The following is a 20,076-nucleotide window of genomic DNA, read 5'->3' as shown; positions in this document are numbered from 1 at the left end:
TATAAAACATACAATAATTAAATGAAATTTCCAATGATTACATTATATTATATGAAATTATGAAATTTATCAAGTATTCAGAAAATATATGGATTTAAGATATTATTTAGTTATTGGACAAAGTTGTCCGATCGAGCTCTGTAACTTTTTCGGTTACAGCGGGTAATAGGAAATCGCACACTGCTATATATTATCTATTTTAGGACAATTAACAATTATGAGTGATATTATGAGTGAAATTACGAAAGATAAAAGAGTAACATCAAAAGCCAAGAAGATACTTAGGGCCAAGTCACACGATATAGGGCCTGTAGTATGGGTTGGGAAAGAAGGAGTCGATAAAGTAATTGCTGAAGTTAAAAGGCAACTAAAGGATAAAAGTCTTATAAAAATAAAAATAAGAAAAAGTGCACTGGAAAGTGAAGATAAAAAAGAAATTGCAGAAAAAATTGCCCGTGAAACCAACTCAGAAATAATAAGTTTGGTGGGTAATGTAATAACATTATTTAGGCCAAAAGAAGGCTGGAAAAGTTATTCTACTAGAAAAATTAAGAAAAATAAATACATTCAAGAATTTGAAATGTTTAGATCCAATAGAAATTTAAGAAAATAATGTATTGATAACGTATGATAGAAAATAATATATATGGGGTTACCGAATTATAATAAAGATTGCCCGGTCACGGATATTTTGAGTTACACACATATTTAGTTTTAAATTTCTCTAATTGTCGGAGCTCTACTTCCGAACACGTTCGCAACTTCGTTGTGATATGAAGTGAAGAGCTCTCTCTTTGAAATCTTTTGATTTCATTAATTCCATGGTGTTTTTTTCTTAACTATTAGGATACACTATATAATGGAAAAATAGATAACTAATTCATTAACAGAAATGTAAATAGAGGTGTTGAAATGGTAACTGTTTATGACGTCCCTCCAACAAAATTAATTGAAAAATTAGCAGAAAAGTTAAAAGAAATGGGCATTGAAGAACCAGCTTGGACAAAATTTGTTAAAACAGGAGCTCACAAGGAAAGAAGACCAGAAGATGATGGCTGGTGGTACATAAGATGTGCTTCAGTTCTAAGAAAAATATATACCAATGGTCCTGTTGGTGTTGAAAGATTAAGAACCGCATACGGTGGAAGAAAGAACAGAGGACACGCTCCTGAGAGATTTGTAAAAGGTAGTGGGAACATTATTAGAACTGCATTACAGGCTTTGGAAAGCAAAGAATTAGTTGCAAGAACAGAAAAAGGAAGAATTATCACTGGAAAAGGACAATCATTAGTTGATAATACTGCAAAAGAAATTGCGGAATAGAATAATTTAATTATGATTATTATTAAATAATCTTCTAATTTTCACACGTGTCTTTTTAGACGTATTAATCTTCAGTTGAGGGGGTTATATGGACCCAGAAGAAATAAAAAAACAGAAAATGTTGGAACTACAAAAGAGATATGAAGAAGAACAAAATCTCCAACAGATCCAACAGCAACAACAAATGCAATACGAACTTCAAAAACAAAAAATACTTAGGCAAATTTTGTCCGAAGAAGCCAGATCAAGATTGGCAAGGATAAAACTCGCAAAACCTGAATTTGCCGAACAAGTTGAAGTGCAACTTATTCAGCTCGCCCAGATGGGAAGACTTCCTATTCCAGTTTCAGATGCTCAATTAAAAATGCTGTTAGATAAGATATACGAGGCCAATAAACCTAAAAAAGAAATCAAGATAATGAGAAAATAAAAAATGTTGGTTATCTATGAAAGCCTATGTTTTATTCAGCGGTGGAAAGGATAGCTCTTTATCCGCCATGATTCTGGAAAAGTTGGGCTATGAAATTCAGCTTATAACTGTAAACTTTGGAGTGTTGGATTCCTACAGGCATGCCCAAGAAACTGCAAAAATACTTGGTTATCCACATGAAGTTGAATTCTTAGATAGGGAGTTACTTGAAAAATCGGTAGATATTATTTTAAGTGATGGGTACCCTGCAAATGGGATTCAATACCTTCATAAGTCAGTACTTGAAATTCTCGCCAGCAAATACAAGATTATTGTGGACGGGACAAGAAGGGATGATAGGGTCCCTAAACTGACTCATTCAGAGGTTCAAAGCCTTGAGATGAAATATAAAATTGAGTATATAACTCCACTTATGGGCTTTGGTCACAAAACCTTAAGAAATCTTGTTAACAATTATTTTATAGTATCAGAAAAAGAAAGTGAAGAAATTTTAAAATCTGACTATGAAACTGAAATAAGGGAGGTCATAAGGCAGAGAGGTGAAGACCCTCTGAAGTACTTCCCAAAGCATATTCAGTCAAGAGTGGTAGGACTTATAAATAAACCTTAAGTTCTACAGCTCTCTTAGAAAGAGTATTATTGAGGTGAAATAATGGCAAGCAACAAACCTTTGGGTAAAAAATTAAGACTGGCTAAGGCTTTAAAACAAAATAGAAGAGTACCATTATTTGTAGTTGGAAAAACAAAAGGTAAAGTAAGATCACACCCAAAAATGAGACATTGGAGAAGAAAAAACCTTAAATTATAAGTGGTTTATATTTGATATTGGAAAATCTTATTTTTCATGGATTCTTATTTTATTCAAGGATTAATTAAATCCTAACTATTTTACCATCTTTATACATTCCAACAGTTTTTTGGATATTTTCAGAGGTACAGAATATTAAATCTTCATAGTATCCTAAGTTTTTTAAGTTATTTGCAGAATTTGAATTCATTATCAAACTTTTCCAGTCCATTTTTGTTAAACACCTGGCACTGGTTAGTTCTTCATTATGGTGGCTATTTTCTTCTTTTATAAGTTTTAGAAGATGATCCGTTATTAATCCCGCACCTACAAAGTCTTCAATTGCAAATTTTCCTTTCCTATGACAGGGTATCAATAAAATATCCTTATTATGTTCCTTTGATATTTGGTATGCCTTCTCTGCCACATACTTTGCGTTTGTTATTGAGCCCAATAATATGTGATCACAGGTTATACTCTTTAAAATTCTTGTTCCGTTTGTTGTCGTTAGAACGATATCCTTTCCATTTTTTACTTGGGATAGTATTTTATCCTTATTCCGTCTTATTTCAATAGGGGAGTTTCCGAAATCAAAATTTTCTAGTTTTTTTCCATTTCTCTCTCCAATTTTAATGGCGTTATTATATGTACTGGCTTCCTCTACACTGTCAGTTATATATATGTTATCGCATAATTCCAATAATGTGCATATTGTTGTAGAGGCTCTAAGAACATCTATAACTATGGTGCAGAAGTCTTTAAGGTCGAAAGGTTCTGAATTTTCACACGTTCTTCTCTGAATAAAATCGAATGATATTGACACATTCATTATTTAATCACCGTGATAATTATGGGATTTATGGAATTTACAGGTTATGGAATATTTGAATATCTAGGTATAATTTTTGCCGCCATCCTATTAATAGTATTGCTAATAACAACGGTAGCTCTTACTTTGGGGTATTTCCTTGTTAAAAGGGATAAACTTCTATTTCCCAAGATATTACTTTACATTGCAAATAACTTCTATTCTGCACTTCTAAGGGTATTTCTTCTTGTAGGGACTGAAGATACTTTTTATAAGGCAGGGATAGATTTTTACAACAGATATTACTCAAATAAATTCAAAAAAGCCAGAAATAAAGTTTTGGTACTCCCACACTGTCTTAGGGATTTAAAATGTCCTGGGAAATTGGGCTTAAATGGTGTCGAATGTGTTCACTGCGGTCGGTGTTCTATTGGGGATATAATAAAGGTTGCAGAAAAAAATAACTACAAGGTTTTTATTGTCCCAGGTTCCACATTTCTAAAGAGGGTGCTGAAAGAACATAGGCCAGGCGGGGTTTTCGGTGTAGCCTGCTACAGTGATTTATTTCATGCAATGAACTATCTTTCAAGGAAAGGGGTACCAACTCAAGGACAGCCCCTTATAAAAGATGGATGTGTAAATACGCTAGTGGATGTTGAGGAGCTCATAAGCAGGTTAAGTGAAAATTCTAATTGATAATCAAAGTATATGACCAAATCTTTTAAAAAAGATTTGGGTTGAACAAAAATCACTTTGTGATTTTTGTAGCTCACCTTCGTTTCACTCAGGTGACTTCAAAACCTGATACCTACTCAACTTTGTTGAGTAGGTATATTTTAGTATAATGGATTTAAGTTTTGCTGTGTCAAACACTATAAATCGATATTAAAAACATATAAAAATATGAAGGTACTACTAATGATATTAAACTACCTATCAAAATAAGGATATGGGTACATAGTTTAATACATTTTAACACGTATATTGATTATGGTGATATTATGTTATCAAAAATAAAGAACTCATTGAAGGGACTTACAAAACAGAAATTGGAAAAGGAAAACGGTACAAAGTACATAATGTTCGGTGGAAAAGGTGGTGTTGGTAAAACTACAATGAGTGCGGTTACTGGGATTTTCTGTGCAGAACAAGGTTTAAAAACAGTTATTGTTTCTACAGACCCTGCCCACTCTTTGAGAGATAGCTTTGAACAAGAATTCGGCCACGAACCTACAAAAGTTAATGGTATGGACAACCTCTATGTTGTTGAAATTGACCCTCAAAAAGCCATGGAAGAGTATAAGGATAAATTGAAAAGTCAGGTGGATGAAAATCCTATGCTCGGTGGAATGTTAGAAGAACAGTTAGAAATGGCTTCATTATCCCCAGGTACTGACGAAAGTGCGGCATTTGATGTATTCCTAAGGTACATGGATAGCAATGAGTTTGATGTAGTTGTATTTGATACAGCTCCTACAGGACACACCTTAAGATTTTTAGGACTTCCTGAAATTATGGATAAGTACATGACAAAAATGATCAAGTTGAAGAAACAGATGAGCGGCTTCATGAAGATGATGAAAAAAATGATGCCATTTGGTGGTAAAGGGGAAGATATAGATTACGACAAGGCATTGGAAGAAATGGAAGCTATGAAGGAAAAAATAACAAGGGCAAGAAACATTTTAGCCGACCCTGAAAGAACCTCATTTAGATTAGTTGTTATCCCTGAAGAAATGAGTATTTTAGAAAGCGAAAGGGCAATGAGAGCTCTAGAAAAATACAAGATTCCAATAGATGCTGTAATAGTTAACCAGGTAATCCCTGAAGATGTCGAATGTGACTTCTGTAGGGCAAGAAGAGGACTCCAGCAAAAAAGATTGGAGACCATAAAAGAGAAATTTGGAGAAAAAGTCATAGCTCATGTTCCTCTGTTGAGAACTGAAGCTAAGGGATTGGATGCATTAAAAGAAATCTCAAAAGTACTCTATGGAAACAAAGAGTAATTAATTAAATTATAAAAAAGCTTTTTTACTTTTCTTTTATTTTTAATGGCTTTATGCATTAGTAAAAATTATAAAAAAATAAAATTTTTAGATTCTTTATTGTTATTTATTTTAACAGTTTAACTCTTTTCCCTGAGCTCTGTCCAGTACTACTTCTACTATTCTATCATCTGCGCCCATGGGCTCCCTGTATATTATTTCCACATCTTCTGGAACTTCCAGTTTTTCATGGTCATGGTGGTGATGATGGTGACCATGATGATGGTGGTCGTGGTCATCATCATCTTCTCCATCATAAACCCCTAAAATTTTTGGAATGTCTCTTTTAGTATGGTTTCCATGGGCTAAGAAAACAGGAACAACAATAACTTTTTTAGCACCTTTTTCAATAACTTTCTTTACAGCTTGAGGTATTGTAGGCTCATTAAACTCCATCATACCTACTTCTACAATTGGATAGGTCCCTTTTTCCTTTATTTTTTCTGCAATTGCATAAACGGTCTCTTTTGAGTATGGTAGCCTACTACCATGGCCAACTAAAACTAATGCTTCCATAATGTGCCTCCGTTGTGTAATATTTTTACAATGGTTTTTCATACAATAATATATATAGCTTTCTATATGCTACTTCTAAATTAAAAACTTCGGAGCTCCGAAGGAATCTTATATATGTTTATTCAGCGAAGTTTTTAGCCCTGGATTTTACTTAATATAAAAACCAATTTATAGTTATTGATGAAATATTAGCACTATACGTTATTACATTAATTTAAAATAACCAATACTAAATAAATAGTTAATATTACGTAATGTACTGGCAATATGTACTTTAATATATTAGGTGAAACGCATGGCCGTATCTTCAACGACCGTATTACTTCTATTTATTGTAATATGGACTATATTGTATTTAATTAATTTAAAAAAAGATAAATTAAATGTCAATTTAAATTTACAGACATATATTGGAATATTTGGAATTTTAAGGACGCAAGTTGGGATGAAAATAATAAAAAAAGTAGGAAAATATCCAATATGGCAAAAACTTGCTATCGCATGTATTCCAATATGTATTCTTATAAGTATATTCACATTTTATTCGTTTATGGATTCTACCTTAAATTTGTTTAACGGAAATATTCCAAAAGAATCTTCAAAGCCGGTTATCTTCCTCTTTGGTAGTTTGATTCCATGGATTCCCGGGGTTATAGCGCTTATAATTGGTATAACGTTCCATGAACTGGCTCACGGTATTGTGGCATATTCGTTTAAACAAAAAATAAAAAGCACAGGACTTCTATTGTTGCTGGGCATCCCATTGGGGGCCTTTGTGGAAATAGGCGACGACTTTAAAAATGCAAGTAAAAAAACAAGGGGAGCAATAGCCTCAGCTGGTCCTATGGCAAATATAATAATATTTTTGATGGTACTTTTAATAACGCCGTACTTTTATGGGATTTCGACACCCTTAACAATAGCCACCATTCTAGATGATTCCCCAGCATATGGAAATCTAATTGAAGGGGATGTAATTTATTCTATTAATGGAAAACAAATAAACTCGTTGCAGGATTTCTATGATGTTGTAAAGGGCATAAAACCTAATGAAAAAGTGAAAATAAGTATTTTGAGAAACGATGAGGTTAATACTCTAGAGTTGGTTACGTCTAATGAAGGTAAAATTGGAATTATTGTAGAACCATCTAAAAGTCTTACGTTTGTCCTTCAGACGCTCTTCTGGACCTCAATGTTAAATATGCTACTAGGTTTCTTTAATTTATTGCCTGCATTACCTTTGGATGGTTACCATGTATGGAATGCTCTTCCTGAATTAATAAGGGATTTGAAGAAGAATAGCAAATTAACGGCAAAAGTTTCCAAGTATATCGAGTATATAATAAACGAGAAAAACCTAAATTCCATTAGCTTACTTGTTTGGATGACTATATTTGTTTCTATGGCTTATTCATTCCTTTAATTATGAATATTCTACTATCAACTTTTTTTAAAGATATCAACATATTTAAGATATAACAATTTATAATGACAAAATTTTAAAGGGAGATCATGATAACAATCGTATGTGCTGAAGGAGGATCTACAATTTATTCGCTAAAGAGGGCAATAGAAGACTCGGGGGAAAAGTGTGACATACTCTTACTTTCAGATGATAAGTTATTAGTTGAGAGGGAATACACCATTAAAACCGATCTTATCCACTCAAGATGTGGAATTGGTGACTATCTAGATAGGCTCACACTTTTTTCATGGCAGGTGTTAAATGCTCTTGAAGCTGAAGGACATTTTTTTATAAATCCACTTAAAACAATATACAACTCTTCCGATAAGTTTAAAACAATTAAAATACTGGATAAGAACAAAATAAAAACTCCAAAAACTGGATTAATCAGGGATTATTATGATGCCAAAAGATTCATGGAAAAAAATAATATTGAATATCCTGTGGTTTTGAAGAATTCATTTTCAAAGTGTGGAACTTCAGTACATATTGCAAAATCAGACGATGATTTGAAAAAACTAACAAAAAAAGCCATATGGGAAGGAAAACTTATTCAGGAGTATATAGATTTTAGAGATAAAGAAAATGGACGATACAAGGATATGAGGATTTTGGTTGTTGATGGGGAGGTTGTAGGTGGTTATAGGAGGGTGAGTGATAATTTTATAACAAATTTATATGGTGGGGGAACAATAGAAAACCTAAACATAGATGATGAAATTGAAGAAATTGCTTTAAAATGTGCGGAATCTATGAACGGATATATTATGGGGGTAGATATACTGCCAAAAGATGGGGAATATTATATAGTAGAAACCAACACTGCACCGGGAACAAAAGGATTTAGAACACTTGGAATTGATGCAGATAAAAAAATAGCAGAATGCCTTATAAGGTATAAAAAGAGATAGTTTTTGATAATGATTAATGATTTAGCGACTTAAATTCAACTAGAGTTGGGGTATATTAAGATATAAAAGGATGATACTGTGTTGGAAACTCTTATATTCTCATTTTCTTTCGTAATTTTAGCACTGATTGTAATATATAAAGAAGAACTGGGGTTTGGGAAGGAAGTTTTAATAGCTGAGATATTGGCATTAGTCCAGCTTATAATTCTAGGGTATGTCATCAACCTTATTTTTAGTTTGGGTATGATTTATGCTATGGCCATGGTCCTTGCAATGATTGTAGTTGCTTCATTTATTGTTAAAAGAAATTTAAATATGGATAAATTAAATCGTGAAATAATTATTAGTTCATTCTTATCAATACTAACAACAGCTACAATATCCCTAGTTATTCTGTTATTCTCAAAAACCATAGCACTTGAGCCCAGGTATATTATACCATTAATGGGCATGGTAGTGGGAAATTCAACAAATGTAATTTCTTTAAGTTTGGATAGGTTGTTGAATGATTTAAAATCAAATAAGGATGTTTTATGGGGATATTTGGCGCTGGGTGCTACGGAAAAACAGGCAGTACAACCGTTTATAAAAAAAGCAATAAGGTCGGCCCTCACCCCACAGTTAAATACAGCAAAAGCCGTTGGAGTTATATTTATTCCAGGTGCAATGGTAGGTATGCTTTTGAGTGGGATAGATCCATTATATGCTTCAAAAATTCAAATTACCATAATGTGGATGGTTATGAGCTCTGCAATAATATCTTCACTAATGGCGTGTTATCTAGTATCTAAAAGTTTTATCTATAAATTGTAGCTAATTTGGATCCAACATTTTTTAAAGGTTGGATGGGATGCTATTTAATAGCCAAGTGTTTTATCTATAAACTGTAGGCTAATAAGATGAACTTCCTTCTGAGTTTATTACCGCGACCGACGTGTGATGATGTAAAGATTATCGTTAACTTTGGATCCAACATTTTTTAAAGGTTGGATGGGATGCTATTTAATAGCCAAGTGTTTTATCTATAAACCGTAAATAAATAATAATTCGAATTTTCGAATTTCATTTAAATGTTATTCAAAACTAAAAAATAATATTTATTAATAAGTTCATATTTAATAATATTTTTAAAAAAATTAGTGATAAGATGATTTTAGTTATAGATGTGAATCATGGTGCACTGGATTTGGCAAAGGAGCTCCTAAATTTAGGTTATGATGTAGATGTTTGGGACATATATGGAAAACTAGAGAAGGATGTTTTAAAAGGTTATTTAGATGTTGTTAAAAAAATAAATTTAATTAAATCAAAAGAAAAACCCGTATTCGAAAATTACGATAAAATTATTGCACCAATACATTGTCCAATAGATTTTCCCTTCGTCCCGTTCCATGATGCAGTTTCAGAGATAATAAAAGAAAAATACGGAAAAATCCATAAAAAATTTATTGAAGTTACCGGAGTTAAAGGTAAAACCACTACAACAGAAATGATAAATTTTATTTTAAAGGATGATTATAATGTATTCTTACATAACAGCAACAAAGGTTCAATAACTCCTGTTATACTATTGAATATTCTTGAGGAAAATGAAAATAACATAGACAATATTGATTACTTTATTTTTGAAGTTTCTCTTGGATTGACTTCCTGTGGATACGGTGCAATAACGAATATAGCCGAAAACTACCCTATAGCAGGGGGTAGAAGAAACGCACTGGTAAAGATGGATTTTCTAAAAAATGCGGATAAGAAATACGTCAATAAATTCATAATAGACGATTTTAATATCCCAATAGATTTAAAAGATTTAAATGATATTAATTTGATAAATTCGGAAGATGTGGAAATTTTGTCTAAATATCCTTTAAAATACAAATATAACAATCTTTTAGTCCAATTTAACAAAAATATATTTGGTAAACACCTTGTAGAAGATTCTATGTTTGCCATTGAAATATCCAAGAATTTTTTAGATTATGAAACCATATTGGAAAGAATAAAAAGATTTAATTTAAAAAACAGAATGAATATTGAGAAAAAAGGTAGCAACTATATAATCAAAAACATAAATCCAGGATTAGACCTTAAAGCTATAGATTATGCAATAAACGATTTCATAGGATCTTTTAATAGTGGCTACATTGTTGTTGGTGGAGATTTTGGATGTACCTGCGAAGAGATAAATATTGAAAGGCTATCAAATGTCATAAAAAAATGGAAAAATAAAAATAAAAACATTAGATTCTTATTTGCTGGAGATGTTGGTAAGAGGTTAAAAGATTATGTTAAACCAACCTTTTTAGAAAACTCTAAGGTTCTATCCAATGTGGACGATATATTCAATCTTGAATTGGGCGACAACGTCCTTATAATATACAGAACTTCGATAATCTAATTAACAGCTACACTATAATCGTATCTAAAAGTCCCCCTAACTTTTACGACTTTTTCATTTACTAACCCACAAAATACCAACTTCTGTAGTTCAGAGAATAGTTCTGATTCAGTGATGCCGTTATCTTTGGCGATTGTAATAAGGTTACCCCTGCCTTTAATTACGTCGTATTCTTTCAATACATTTAAAAGAACACTATCTATTGGTTTTTCTTTTACAAACTCCAAGATGGATTCTTTTTTATTGTCCAATTCTCCAGCCAATTCTTTAGCTTTTTTAGGAGCTGCGTAAATCCTAACGTCCCATGATTTAATATATGCAGATTTTAAACTCTTTGCAAGCGGGGATATTTCGTCCAATCTGTACTTTTTACCGTTCATTATTACCGTAATTCTATTTTCATCCATTTTAGGATATCCTGGAATATCCAAAAATATCTTAGTTTCAAATTTCTCAGATAGTTCATATTCAAATTCTTTTATATTCTCTTCAGTTAGGTTTATGAGTGCCCATCTTTCCTCGGGAGTTAATTCACCATATCTATAGGTCACAATGTTTTTAAATAAGTCCCTTCTATCCAACATCTTGATTAGATTATGCCCCTCGCTATCTTCGGAGCTCCTCAATTTACTGATTAGATCAATATCATCCATTATAGAAAGATCTTTCAGGCTAAATAGGTTTTCATCAATGGCAGTAATTACTGCATTTTTTAACATAGTTTCGGCAATTCTTGATGCAGGATGCATATAAACCGTAGGATACATTTGATATCTTGCAATTAATAGCGATTCTACTGCAGTCATTCCTTTTTCTATTACTCCCAATTTTGGACCAACGTCTTCGAATACTGTGATACATCTCATCAATCTTGCAAGGTCAAATGAACCGTATGCCACCCCGGTATGATAGCTATCCCTAACTAAATAATCCATTCTATCTGCATCAACATCCCCACTTAGTAGTATTCCTTCAAAACCTTTGGGAGATAGTACTTCCAAAATTTCTTTTGGACTATAGTTTTCAAATTCCATTTTTTTTATCTTTTTACGGGTAAAATATTCGTGGCTGTATCCTGAGATTTCTAATGTGTGTGAAAATGGTGGATGACCTATGTCATGTAAGAGTCCTGCAATTCTGGTTAAGTTAGTATCTACATTTTCTAAATTTTCTGATATTTCTCCGGCAATATACATTGTTCCAAGGGAGTGTTCAAATCTTGTATGGTTTGCACTAGGGTAAACAAGACATGTAAGTCCAGTCTGTTTTATATTTCTCAATCTTTGGACCTCTATACTGTCCATTATGTTAATTTCATCACCATGTATGAAAATGTCCTTATGTATGGGGTCCCGTATTATTTTCGTCTTAATCATGTTATAAAATATATTTTAAACAATATATAAATCTTTTATATGATATAAAAAAAGATGTGGGTATTTTTAATTTTAATTTTATTTAATAATAAATGAAATTAATTGAGATAGAAAAAATAGGATAAGAAATATGTTTATTTATCTTATCTGTATATTTCTGGAGTTTCTTCTTTCGTTATAGATGGTTTTACAGATGCATTTCTTCCGTATTCTTTGGCCAACTCTCTATATACTTCCATGTCTTTTTCCCTTACAGATGGAGATATTCTTTTAATAGCTTCTTCAAAGTGTCTCATATCAACTTTTTCTACATTAATGTTTTCCCTAAGTGCGATCATGGCAGCTTCTCTACAAATTGCCTCGATATCTGCTCCAGTGTAGTTTTCAGTCATTTCAACAAGTTTGTTTAAATCGACATCATCTGCAAGAGGCATGTTCTTGGTGTGTACCTTGAATATATCTAACCTTGCATCTTTGTCAGGAACTGGAACTAGAACTATTCTATCCAATCTTCCAGGTCTTAAGAGTGCAGGGTCTAGTATATCAGGTCTGTTTGTGGCAGCAATCACCATAACATCTTTTGGTTCCTCTAAACCATCCAGTTCAGTTAAGAGCTGGTTTACAACTTTTTCTGTTACTCCACTACTTCCGAAATCCATACCTCTTTTTGGAGCTATACTATCTATTTCATCGAAGAATATTACAGTTGGAGCAGCCTGTCTAGCTTTTCTAAATGTCTCCCTTATGGCTTTTTCACTTTCTCCAACCCACTTACTGAATATTTCAGGTCCTTTAACGCTTATGAAATTTGCATCACATTCATTTGCAACAGCCTTTGCAAGTAATGTTTTACCAGTTCCTGGTGGACCGAATAGGAGAACACCTTTAGGAGGTCTTATTCCAAGTCTGTCAAATACTTCCTTATGTTTTAAAGGCCATTCTACAGCTTCTTTTAATTCTTGCTTTACGTCTTCTAATCCACCGATATCATCCCATTTTACATTTGGCACTTCTACGAGTACTTCTCTTAGTGCAGATGGTTCAACTTCCTTCAATGCCTCTTTAAAGTCACTCATTGTAACTTCTATTTTGTCCAATATTTCTTTTGGAATTTCTTCTTTTTCAAGGTCTATGTCGGGCAATAATCTTCTTAAGGTTTTCATTGCAGCTTCTTTACATAGTACTGCTAAATCTGCACCAACGAATCCATGTGTAACATCTGCAAGATATTCTAAGTCGACATCATCTGCAAGAGGCATGTTTCTTGTGTGTATCTGCAGTATTTCTTTTCTACCGCTTCTATCTGGAACTCCAATTACTATTTCTCTGTCAAATCTTCCCGGTCTTCTCAATGCAGGATCTATTGAATCAGGTCTGTTTGTGGCAGCCAAGACAACAACTTGCCCTCTACTTTCGATACCGTCCATTAAAGTTAGTAGCTGAGCTACCATTCTTCTTTCTACTTCTCCACTGGCTTCATCTCTCTTAGGAGCAATTGCGTCAATTTCATCGATGAATATTACTGAAGGTGCATTTTCTTCAGCTTCTTCGAATATCTTTCTTAGGTTTTCTTCAGTTTCACCGACGTATTTACTCATTATTTCAGGACCGTTTATTGTGTAGTAGTTTGCTCCAGCTTCGTTTGCAACAGCCTTTGCAAGTAATGTTTTACCAGTTCCTGGTGGACCTGCTAGTAAAACACCTTTTGGTGGTTCGATACCCAACTTGTCGAATAACTCAGGGTATCTCATTGGGAGCTCTACCATTTCCCTAATTTTCTTAACTTCCTCCTTTAAACCACCGATATCTTCATAAGTTACATTTGGAACTCTACTTTCTTTTATTTCTGTTACTGGTTCTTCTTTTAATTCAATGGTTGTATAGTCTGATATTTTGACAGGACCTTGTGGTGTAGTTCCCACTACAATGAATGGGAATGCAGTTCCAAGAACGCCTATAACAACTCTTGATCCCTTACTAACAACTTGCCCAACTAATCTACTCCTTACGTATTCTTCAAATCCTCCACTGAATCTTACTGCCTGCATAGGTGCTAGTACTATTTTTTTAGCTTCTTTCACGTCTACTTTACTAACTTTAACTTTGTCTCCAATACCTGATTTTGCGTTTTGCCTTAGGATACCATCCATTCTGATAATTCCTTTCCCTTGGTCTTCCAAGTATCCTCTCCATACTGTAGCGTAGGTTTTATCCCTACCTTCAATCTCAACGACATCTCCAGCCTTTAGACCCATTTTTTCCATTGTTAGTGGGTCGATTCTCACAATTCCTTTACCTACATCCCCTTGATATGCTTCAGCAACTATTAATTCAGTCATAGTATTTCACCCCAATTGATTATGAATAATTATGAATTTGATTATTATATTATAATAATATTCCAATACATTATAATATAACATTATTATGCCTTAGAAGTTCTATATAAAGTTTTTGGTTTTGTGCATATTTATACACAACCATATTAATTAGTAGTGATATTATTTCACCCTTATTTCTTTGGAATATCCATCATATGATAACGGTAGTATCTTGTAAAACCGCAGTTTCTACATCTTACATAAAGTCCAGATTCGGTTATTAAAATGTCCTGTAATTCAAGAGCATTACAGTTATAACATTCAACCTTTTTTTCTAAAATCCAGTTGTCATATCTTCTTTTTTTCTTTTTTTCGGTTTCAATTATGTCACTATCTTCAATATCTGCTTTTTTTATAATATAGTATCTAGTGGCCTCACAATTTGAACACTTTACAAAAGCTTGGTTTGAATATATTTCGATTATTTGATCTGCAATTACCCCACAGTTATAACATTTTGTATTGTAGTTTAATCTCCAATTCTCCATACTTCGGCCCTCCCCTTTATATAATATATTTTGTAAAACAGGATATTTAAAAATTACTAAATAAATTAACTGGATGGGCTATGAACATAAAAAATAAAATTAAGAATAAAAAACTTACAACCTTGCTGGTCCAGCATCTTCAAATCCTTGTCTTAATCCTTTACCTGCATTTTTTTGAAGATACTCGGGTTTAAATAACATATAATAAACATTTTCAGCATGTTCTTCTGCCCTTCTTTTTGCAAGCCATTCGAGCTCTTTTTCATCCTTGGCTTCATCTTCATGAACAAAGACTTCTATTATGTGTTTATTTGTCATCAATTGAGCCATCATCAATCCTTGGGACGCTTCATGGGCACAAACTTTATCCTTTTCCTTTCCTCCAGGCATCCCTAGGGCCATGGTTATTTCACAGCCATGTTCTTCGATTAACTTTTTACATGCAACAGGTAGATCCTTCATTCCAGGAACTGTGTATCTTATTATCTTTATTTTTGAAGTCATTTCATTTAACTTTTTAATTGCTGCAGATCCCATATCCACCCTTGCAAATGTGGTATCTGCTATACCGACTTTTACAGTCATAATTTCACCATGGCATAAGCTTGGATTTATTTTTTAAATTATTCCTCTTTCAAATGCTTTTCCAAATAATAGTTAATTAACTCTTCACCATTTAAGTGTATTAGATTATGTTTTTCAGCATACTTTTTGGTTTCATTTTTATTCATTGCATTTCCATCATCGCCCATCATCTCACAGATTGTGGTGATTGGAACCAATCCTGCCATCTCTGCAAGAGCAACCGTCATTTCGGTGTGGCCTTTTCTCCTATTTACAAGACCTTCAGCAGCTCTTAAGAGTACAACATGTCCAGGACTTCTAAATTCATTACCAAAATCATTATACCTTCCTTCTTCACACATTTCTGTAAATTTCTTAATTGTCAGAGCTCTGTCGTTGTCGGTAATTCCAGTGAATGTTTTTCTATGGTTGATCGTTATTGAGAATGATGATTTTTCGTCGTAAGGAATGTCATTAGGGTATAATTCTTTTAGTACCGGGAATTTTTGAGAAGCAACATCTAAAACATCCACCATAAATGGAATTCCAATTTCCTCACAGAATTTTGGATGGATTGCAGTACATATTAAACCGCCGCCATCTTTTCTCATAGTCCTTATATGTGATGGGGTTATATGTTGTGAAGCTACAACCATATCGGTTTCCCCTTCCCTGTCGTCGTCATCGAATATTAATACCATTTTTCCGTTTCTAAGAGCTTCCATTGCTTTCTCAACATTGTTCATTTATTTCCCTCATTATCTACTTTAATAAAGAATTTATTATTTTGTTACAATTTTAACAATATCGCCATTGCTTAAAGACAAGAATTTCCTTAATTTAATAGGGGCTATAATTTCAAGTATGTTTGATGAATGGCAAGTTTTTTTAGGTGCCACTATGGCCCCATCTATAGTATGACCTTCTTTATTAATTATAGTTACTGGTATTACTTTAAGGCCATAAAATTTTTTGTTGTTGTAGTAAAAATCGCCAACTTCCAAAGGATTTAACTTGTCTAAATTTATAGTTTCATTTAATTTAATATTTAATGTTCCTTCATAAGGCTCAAAACCTAAAATTTCTTTAAATTTTTGTTTATACGGGGGCAGACTCATATAGTAACTGCCTTCACCTCTTCCTGGAACTAATCTACCTAAAAATTTCAATATACCACCATATACTATGAAGATTTATAGTGGTGTGCATTACTTACATCTAATGAATGCAGATAATTTATTTAAACATGAATATACCTTGTTAAATTAAATTAAGCTTATTTACTGAAGTTATTTAATTTATAATGTATTAATAGTTCATTTAAAATTGCACACCACTATATATAGTTTTACCGATACCAATATATGGTTCATATGTTTAAGCACATATTGTAATGTTATTGGAAATTGAGTGTCACTTCGGAGCTCCCAAACTTAGATTTTTATTCAATGTAGTTCATGAAGTGTGAGTGGAAAATATATTGCAGAACAACTATAGTCATTCTGCAATTAGATTTCATTTAACATAACTCAAATTTAAATTAGATGTTTGTTATCATACCTTAAATTCATTTGAAGAAATGGGTTATGAAACATATCGCAGAACGACTATATATTAACAATACTACCTAAAATTGGGTGATATGATTGATAGGGATTATTGGAGGAACCGGTGTATCTTCTATCCTAAAAAAAGGGGAAGAGAAAATAGTGCATACTAAATACGGAAAATCAAAGGTTTTAATAGATAAAGATAACGATGTTGTTTTACTGTTTAGGCATGGATTAAAGCATAACACCCCGCCCCATAAAATAAACTATAGGGCAAACATCTATACCTTGAAAAAGTTGGGTGTTGATAGAATCTTAGCTATAAATTCAGTAGGTTCATTAAGAAAAGAAATAAAACCCGGAACTTTTTTTATTCCTAACGATTTTTTAGAGTTTACAAAGATGAGAGAGTGTACATTTTACGATGGTGATGATGGGAAGGTTGTGCATATCGATGTTTCAGAGCCCTACTGCCCTGAATTAACAAAAGTTTTAAAGGATATATTTGAACGCAGGAAATATGAGTATCATGAAGGAGTTTATGTTTGTACCGAAGGGCCAAGATTCGAGACAAAAAAAGAGATAGAAATTTATGGAAATTGGGGACATATTGTTGGAATGACGGGATATCCTGAAGTAGTTCTGGCGAGAGAACTTGAAATGTGTTATGCCTCAGTATGTAATATTTCAAACCACTGTACCGGAATATCGCCTAATAAATTAACTGTAGATGAAGTTTTTGAAACTATAAAGGAAATGGAAGAAAAGATTTTGAAGGTTGTTGAAGAATTTGTGAATTATGATTTTGGGGAAAGAACCTGCGCGTGTAAGGATGCCCTTAAGTGTGCAGTGATTTAATAATTCGTTGAATTGTATGAAAACAAAATTGTGAGATTATGGCTAAAACAATTAGGATAATCGAAAATGAGCTCGAAGAACATATCGAAGAAATTAAAAAAGCTCAAAAAATGATATTGGATGGAAAAGTTGTAATCTGTGGAACCGATACCCTCTATGGTTTATGTGCGAATGCACTGGATTCAAAAGCTGTAATGAAGATATACGATATAAAAAAGAGAGACACAAATAAACCAATTTCTGTAAGTCTTAAGGATAAAAGCGATATTGAAAAATATGTCTATGTAGATAAAAAAGCCCAAAAAATCATTGATAAGTTTTTACCTGGTCCAATTACTTTGATTTTAAAAAAGAAAAATGGTGTAAATGGCATACCTGATGTGGTGGCTAAAGATTACATTGGAATAAGAATTCCTGATAATGCAGTTGTAAGGGAGCTCGCAGTAGTTCCATTAACTTCGACAAGTGCAAATTTAAGTGGGGAAGGAGCTCCAACATCTGTGGATGGTATTAGCAAAGAGTTAATGGAAAAAGTAGATTTAATCATCGATACTGGATCCTGTAAGTACAAAAAACAATCTACCATTGTAAAAATAGGAAAGGATGGAAAATTAGAACTAATAAGAGAAGGTGCAATTCCATTTAATGATATATTAAAAGAAGTAGAAAAATAATAATTTTATCTCTTTCCGAGCTCTTCTACCATAAGTAAAGCACAGTACTTTCCGCAAATACTACATGCTTTTTCATCTGATGAAGGGATTTCTTCTCTCATTTTTTTAGGTTTTTCTTTATCAATGGCTAATTCAAACTGTTTTTCCCAGTCATGGTTTTTTCTGGCATATGCCATTTCTACTTCTTTTTCCCACGCTAATGAGTTTCCTCTAGCAACATCTGCAGCTTGTGCAGCTATTTTTGATGCAACAAGACCTTCTTTAACATCTTCTTCTTTCATTATTCTAACGTGTTCTGACGGGGTAACATAACATAGGAAGTTGGCTCCACTGTATGCAGCAATTGCCCCACCAATTGCAGATGTTATATGGTCGTATCCTGGAGCTAAATCTGATACAATTGGACCTAAAACATAGAATGGTGCATTTTTACAAAGTGTCTTTTGTATTTTCATGTTTGCCTCTATGTTGTTTAATGGGACGTGTCCTGGACCTTCGACCATTACCTGAACTCCAGCTTCCCTACATCTATCTACCAATTCACCTAATACTATAAGCTCATGAATTTGTGGCCTATCTGTGTTGTCGGGTAAACAACCTGGTCTCATTCCATCCCCTAAACTCAATGTAACATCGTGTTCATACAGTATTTCAAGGAGGTAGTCAAAGTTTTCATAGAGCGGGTTTTCCTTTTGATTGTGAAGTATGTAGGCAGTTAAGAATGCCCCTCCCCTACTTACTACTCCCATTATTCTTTTGTCTTTAGTTAGTGACTCAACGCTTTGTTTTGTAATTCCGCAGTGAAGGGTCATGAAGTCTACTCCTTCTTTCGCCTGCCTTTCAATAACTTTGAATATTAGGTCTTCATCCATATCTACTACTTTGCCACCTTTCTTTCCCATTTCAACTCCAACTTCATATATTGGAACAGTACCTATTGGCAGATTTGTGTTTTTCATAATTTTTTTTCTTATTTCTATTAAGTCTCCTCCAGTACTCAAATCCATTATGGCATCTGCACCATATTTTTCAGCAATTTCTACTTTTTTAAGTTCCATATCTATATCAACATAATCTGGGGATGTTCCTATGTTTACGTTAACCTTTGTTCTTAAACCATCACCAATTCCAACAGGTTTTGTGTTTCTGTTTACGTTTTTTGGAATAACAACATGACCTTTAGCTATTAGTTTTTTTAGTTTTTCTATGTCCATTCTTTCTTCGTTTGCTACAAATTCCATCTCTCTTGTAACTATTCCGTTTTTAGCATCACTCATTTGAGTCATAATATCACATCCAAATTAATATCTCGAAAACTGAAAATATTTTCAATCCCTTCTGCTCGCTCGGAGAAAATATAATCATTTGACAATATGTAACATAAATAAATGCCAATTTAATAAAATATTTTACTTTTTAGATTTTTAATGTATTTTTAATATTTAACAATTAATCAACATATTTTATTTGCATGTTTGTATATATAGTGTTTTCATAATAAG

At 32.9% G+C, this 20,076-nt stretch carries 22 protein-coding genes; 13 read left to right on the top strand and 9 right to left on the bottom strand.

The genetic code is table 11. The features are described from left to right. Nucleotides 1-229: 229 nt before the first annotated feature. The 5 genes from yhbY to F555_RS0106320 all read left to right on the top strand — a co-directional run bounded on the left by yhbY (nucleotide 230) and on the right by F555_RS0106320 (nucleotide 2,561). Entirely contained in the window at nucleotides 230-613 is a 384-nt protein-coding gene (gene yhbY, locus F555_RS0106340; RefSeq protein ID WP_018154387.1) for a ribosome assembly RNA-binding protein YhbY, read from the top strand. 299 nt (nucleotides 614-912) lie between these two features. Next, nucleotides 913-1,323, top strand: coding sequence for a 30S ribosomal protein S19e (locus tag F555_RS0106335; protein WP_018154386.1), 411 nt, complete (start codon nucleotides 913-915; stop codon nucleotides 1,321-1,323). Between the two features lie 88 nt (nucleotides 1,324-1,411). Continuing rightward, on the top strand, nucleotides 1,412-1,753 hold the full coding sequence (locus tag F555_RS0106330) for a DNA-binding protein (protein WP_018154385.1): 342 nt from the start codon (nucleotides 1,412-1,414) through the stop codon (nucleotides 1,751-1,753). Nucleotides 1,754-1,769: 16 nt separating this feature from the next. After that, nucleotides 1,770-2,363, top strand: coding sequence for a DUF7411 family protein (locus F555_RS0106325; RefSeq protein WP_018154384.1), 594 nt, complete (start codon nucleotides 1,770-1,772; stop codon nucleotides 2,361-2,363). Nucleotides 2,364-2,405: 42 nt separating this feature from the next. Beyond that, nucleotides 2,406-2,561 (top strand): 50S ribosomal protein L39e, encoded by a 156-nt coding sequence (locus F555_RS0106320; RefSeq protein ID WP_018154383.1) that lies wholly within the window; start codon nucleotides 2,406-2,408, stop codon nucleotides 2,559-2,561. Nucleotides 2,562-2,625: 64 nt separating this feature from the next. Here F555_RS0106320 and comB read toward each other — a convergent pair whose 3' ends face one another. After that, nucleotides 2,626-3,369 (bottom strand): 2-phosphosulfolactate phosphatase, encoded by a 744-nt coding sequence (gene comB / locus F555_RS0106315; protein WP_018154382.1) that lies wholly within the window; start codon nucleotides 3,367-3,369, stop codon nucleotides 2,626-2,628. Between the two features lie 30 nt (nucleotides 3,370-3,399). Between comB and F555_RS0106310 the strand changes: the two genes are divergently transcribed. Together F555_RS0106310 and F555_RS0106305 are read left to right on the top strand one after the other, a co-directional pair. Then, complete coding sequence (locus tag F555_RS0106310; protein ID WP_026182991.1) at nucleotides 3,400-4,044, top strand: DUF116 domain-containing protein; 645 nt, start codon at nucleotides 3,400-3,402, stop codon at nucleotides 4,042-4,044. 305 nt (nucleotides 4,045-4,349) lie between these two features. Beyond that, nucleotides 4,350-5,354, top strand: coding sequence for a TRC40/GET3/ArsA family transport-energizing ATPase (locus tag F555_RS0106305; RefSeq protein ID WP_018154380.1), 1,005 nt, complete (start codon nucleotides 4,350-4,352; stop codon nucleotides 5,352-5,354). A 111-nt stretch (nucleotides 5,355-5,465) separates the two neighbouring features. Here F555_RS0106305 and cfbA read toward each other — a convergent pair whose 3' ends face one another. Beyond that, the gene (cfbA, locus tag F555_RS0106300; RefSeq protein ID WP_083876335.1) at nucleotides 5,466-5,951 is read right to left on the bottom strand and encodes a sirohydrochlorin nickelochelatase; all 486 of its coding nucleotides are present in this window, start codon (nucleotides 5,949-5,951) and stop codon (nucleotides 5,466-5,468) included. Between the two features lie 253 nt (nucleotides 5,952-6,204). On the opposite strand from cfbA, the gene F555_RS0106295 reads away from it, so the two are divergent. From F555_RS0106295 to cfbE, 4 genes are all read left to right on the top strand, one after another. Then, the gene (locus F555_RS0106295) at nucleotides 6,205-7,332 is read left to right on the top strand and encodes a site-2 protease family protein (RefSeq protein ID WP_018154378.1); all 1,128 of its coding nucleotides are present in this window, start codon (nucleotides 6,205-6,207) and stop codon (nucleotides 7,330-7,332) included. 89 nt (nucleotides 7,333-7,421) lie between these two features. Further along, nucleotides 7,422-8,285: a coenzyme gamma-F420-2:alpha-L-glutamate ligase gene (gene cofF, locus F555_RS0106290; protein WP_018154377.1), complete on the top strand. Its 864-nt coding sequence runs from the start codon at nucleotides 7,422-7,424 to the stop codon at nucleotides 8,283-8,285. Nucleotides 8,286-8,363: 78 nt separating this feature from the next. After that, on the top strand, nucleotides 8,364-9,098 hold the full coding sequence (locus tag F555_RS0106285) for an ABC transporter permease (protein ID WP_018154376.1): 735 nt from the start codon (nucleotides 8,364-8,366) through the stop codon (nucleotides 9,096-9,098). 334 nt (nucleotides 9,099-9,432) lie between these two features. Next, on the top strand, nucleotides 9,433-10,683 hold the full coding sequence (gene cfbE / locus F555_RS0106280; RefSeq protein ID WP_018154375.1) for a coenzyme F430 synthase: 1,251 nt from the start codon (nucleotides 9,433-9,435) through the stop codon (nucleotides 10,681-10,683). On the opposite strand, the gene F555_RS0106275 is transcribed toward cfbE, so the two are convergent. From F555_RS0106275 to ribK, 6 genes are all read right to left on the bottom strand, one after another. After that, nucleotides 10,680-12,059 carry an HD domain-containing protein gene (locus F555_RS0106275; RefSeq protein ID WP_026182990.1) on the bottom strand — a complete coding sequence of 460 codons (1,380 nt, stop codon included), beginning with the start codon at nucleotides 12,057-12,059 and terminating at the stop codon, nucleotides 10,680-10,682. The genes cfbE and F555_RS0106275 overlap by 4 nt on opposite strands. A gap of 143 nt (nucleotides 12,060-12,202) precedes the next feature. Further along, a complete protein-coding gene (locus F555_RS09095; RefSeq protein WP_018154373.1) occupies nucleotides 12,203-14,398 on the bottom strand; it encodes a CDC48 family AAA ATPase in 2,196 nt (731 codons plus the stop codon). A 173-nt stretch (nucleotides 14,399-14,571) separates the two neighbouring features. Next, a complete protein-coding gene (locus F555_RS0106265; RefSeq protein ID WP_018154372.1) occupies nucleotides 14,572-14,928 on the bottom strand; it encodes a hypothetical protein in 357 nt (118 codons plus the stop codon). Between the two features lie 114 nt (nucleotides 14,929-15,042). Beyond that, entirely contained in the window at nucleotides 15,043-15,513 is a 471-nt protein-coding gene (gene ribC / locus F555_RS0106260) for a riboflavin synthase (protein ID WP_018154371.1), read from the bottom strand. Between the two features lie 38 nt (nucleotides 15,514-15,551). Beyond that, the gene (gene ribB / locus F555_RS0106255; protein WP_018154370.1) at nucleotides 15,552-16,238 is read right to left on the bottom strand and encodes a 3,4-dihydroxy-2-butanone-4-phosphate synthase; all 687 of its coding nucleotides are present in this window, start codon (nucleotides 16,236-16,238) and stop codon (nucleotides 15,552-15,554) included. Between the two features lie 36 nt (nucleotides 16,239-16,274). Continuing rightward, nucleotides 16,275-16,661, bottom strand: a complete 387-nt coding sequence (gene ribK / locus F555_RS0106250) for a CTP-dependent riboflavin kinase (protein ID WP_018154369.1) — start codon at nucleotides 16,659-16,661, stop codon at nucleotides 16,275-16,277. 477 nt (nucleotides 16,662-17,138) lie between these two features. Between ribK and F555_RS0106245 the strand changes: the two genes are divergently transcribed. Both F555_RS0106245 and F555_RS0106240 read left to right on the top strand, forming a co-directional pair. Beyond that, nucleotides 17,139-17,900, top strand: a complete 762-nt coding sequence (locus tag F555_RS0106245; protein WP_018154368.1) for an MTAP family purine nucleoside phosphorylase — start codon at nucleotides 17,139-17,141, stop codon at nucleotides 17,898-17,900. 38 nt (nucleotides 17,901-17,938) lie between these two features. Further along, nucleotides 17,939-18,574, top strand: coding sequence for an L-threonylcarbamoyladenylate synthase (locus F555_RS0106240; protein ID WP_018154367.1), 636 nt, complete (start codon nucleotides 17,939-17,941; stop codon nucleotides 18,572-18,574). Nucleotides 18,575-18,579: 5 nt separating this feature from the next. On the opposite strand, the gene thiC is transcribed toward F555_RS0106240, so the two are convergent. After that, nucleotides 18,580-19,860, bottom strand: a complete 1,281-nt coding sequence (gene thiC, locus F555_RS0106235; protein WP_018154366.1) for a phosphomethylpyrimidine synthase — start codon at nucleotides 19,858-19,860, stop codon at nucleotides 18,580-18,582. Nucleotides 19,861-20,076 lie beyond the last annotated feature (216 nt).

The sequence above is a fragment of the Methanothermococcus thermolithotrophicus DSM 2095 genome (assembly GCF_000376965.1).
GTDB lineage: Archaea > AGJL01 > Methanococci > Methanococcales > Methanococcaceae > Methanothermococcus > Methanothermococcus thermolithotrophicus.
This window is presented reverse-complemented; position numbering and strand designations above follow the sequence as displayed.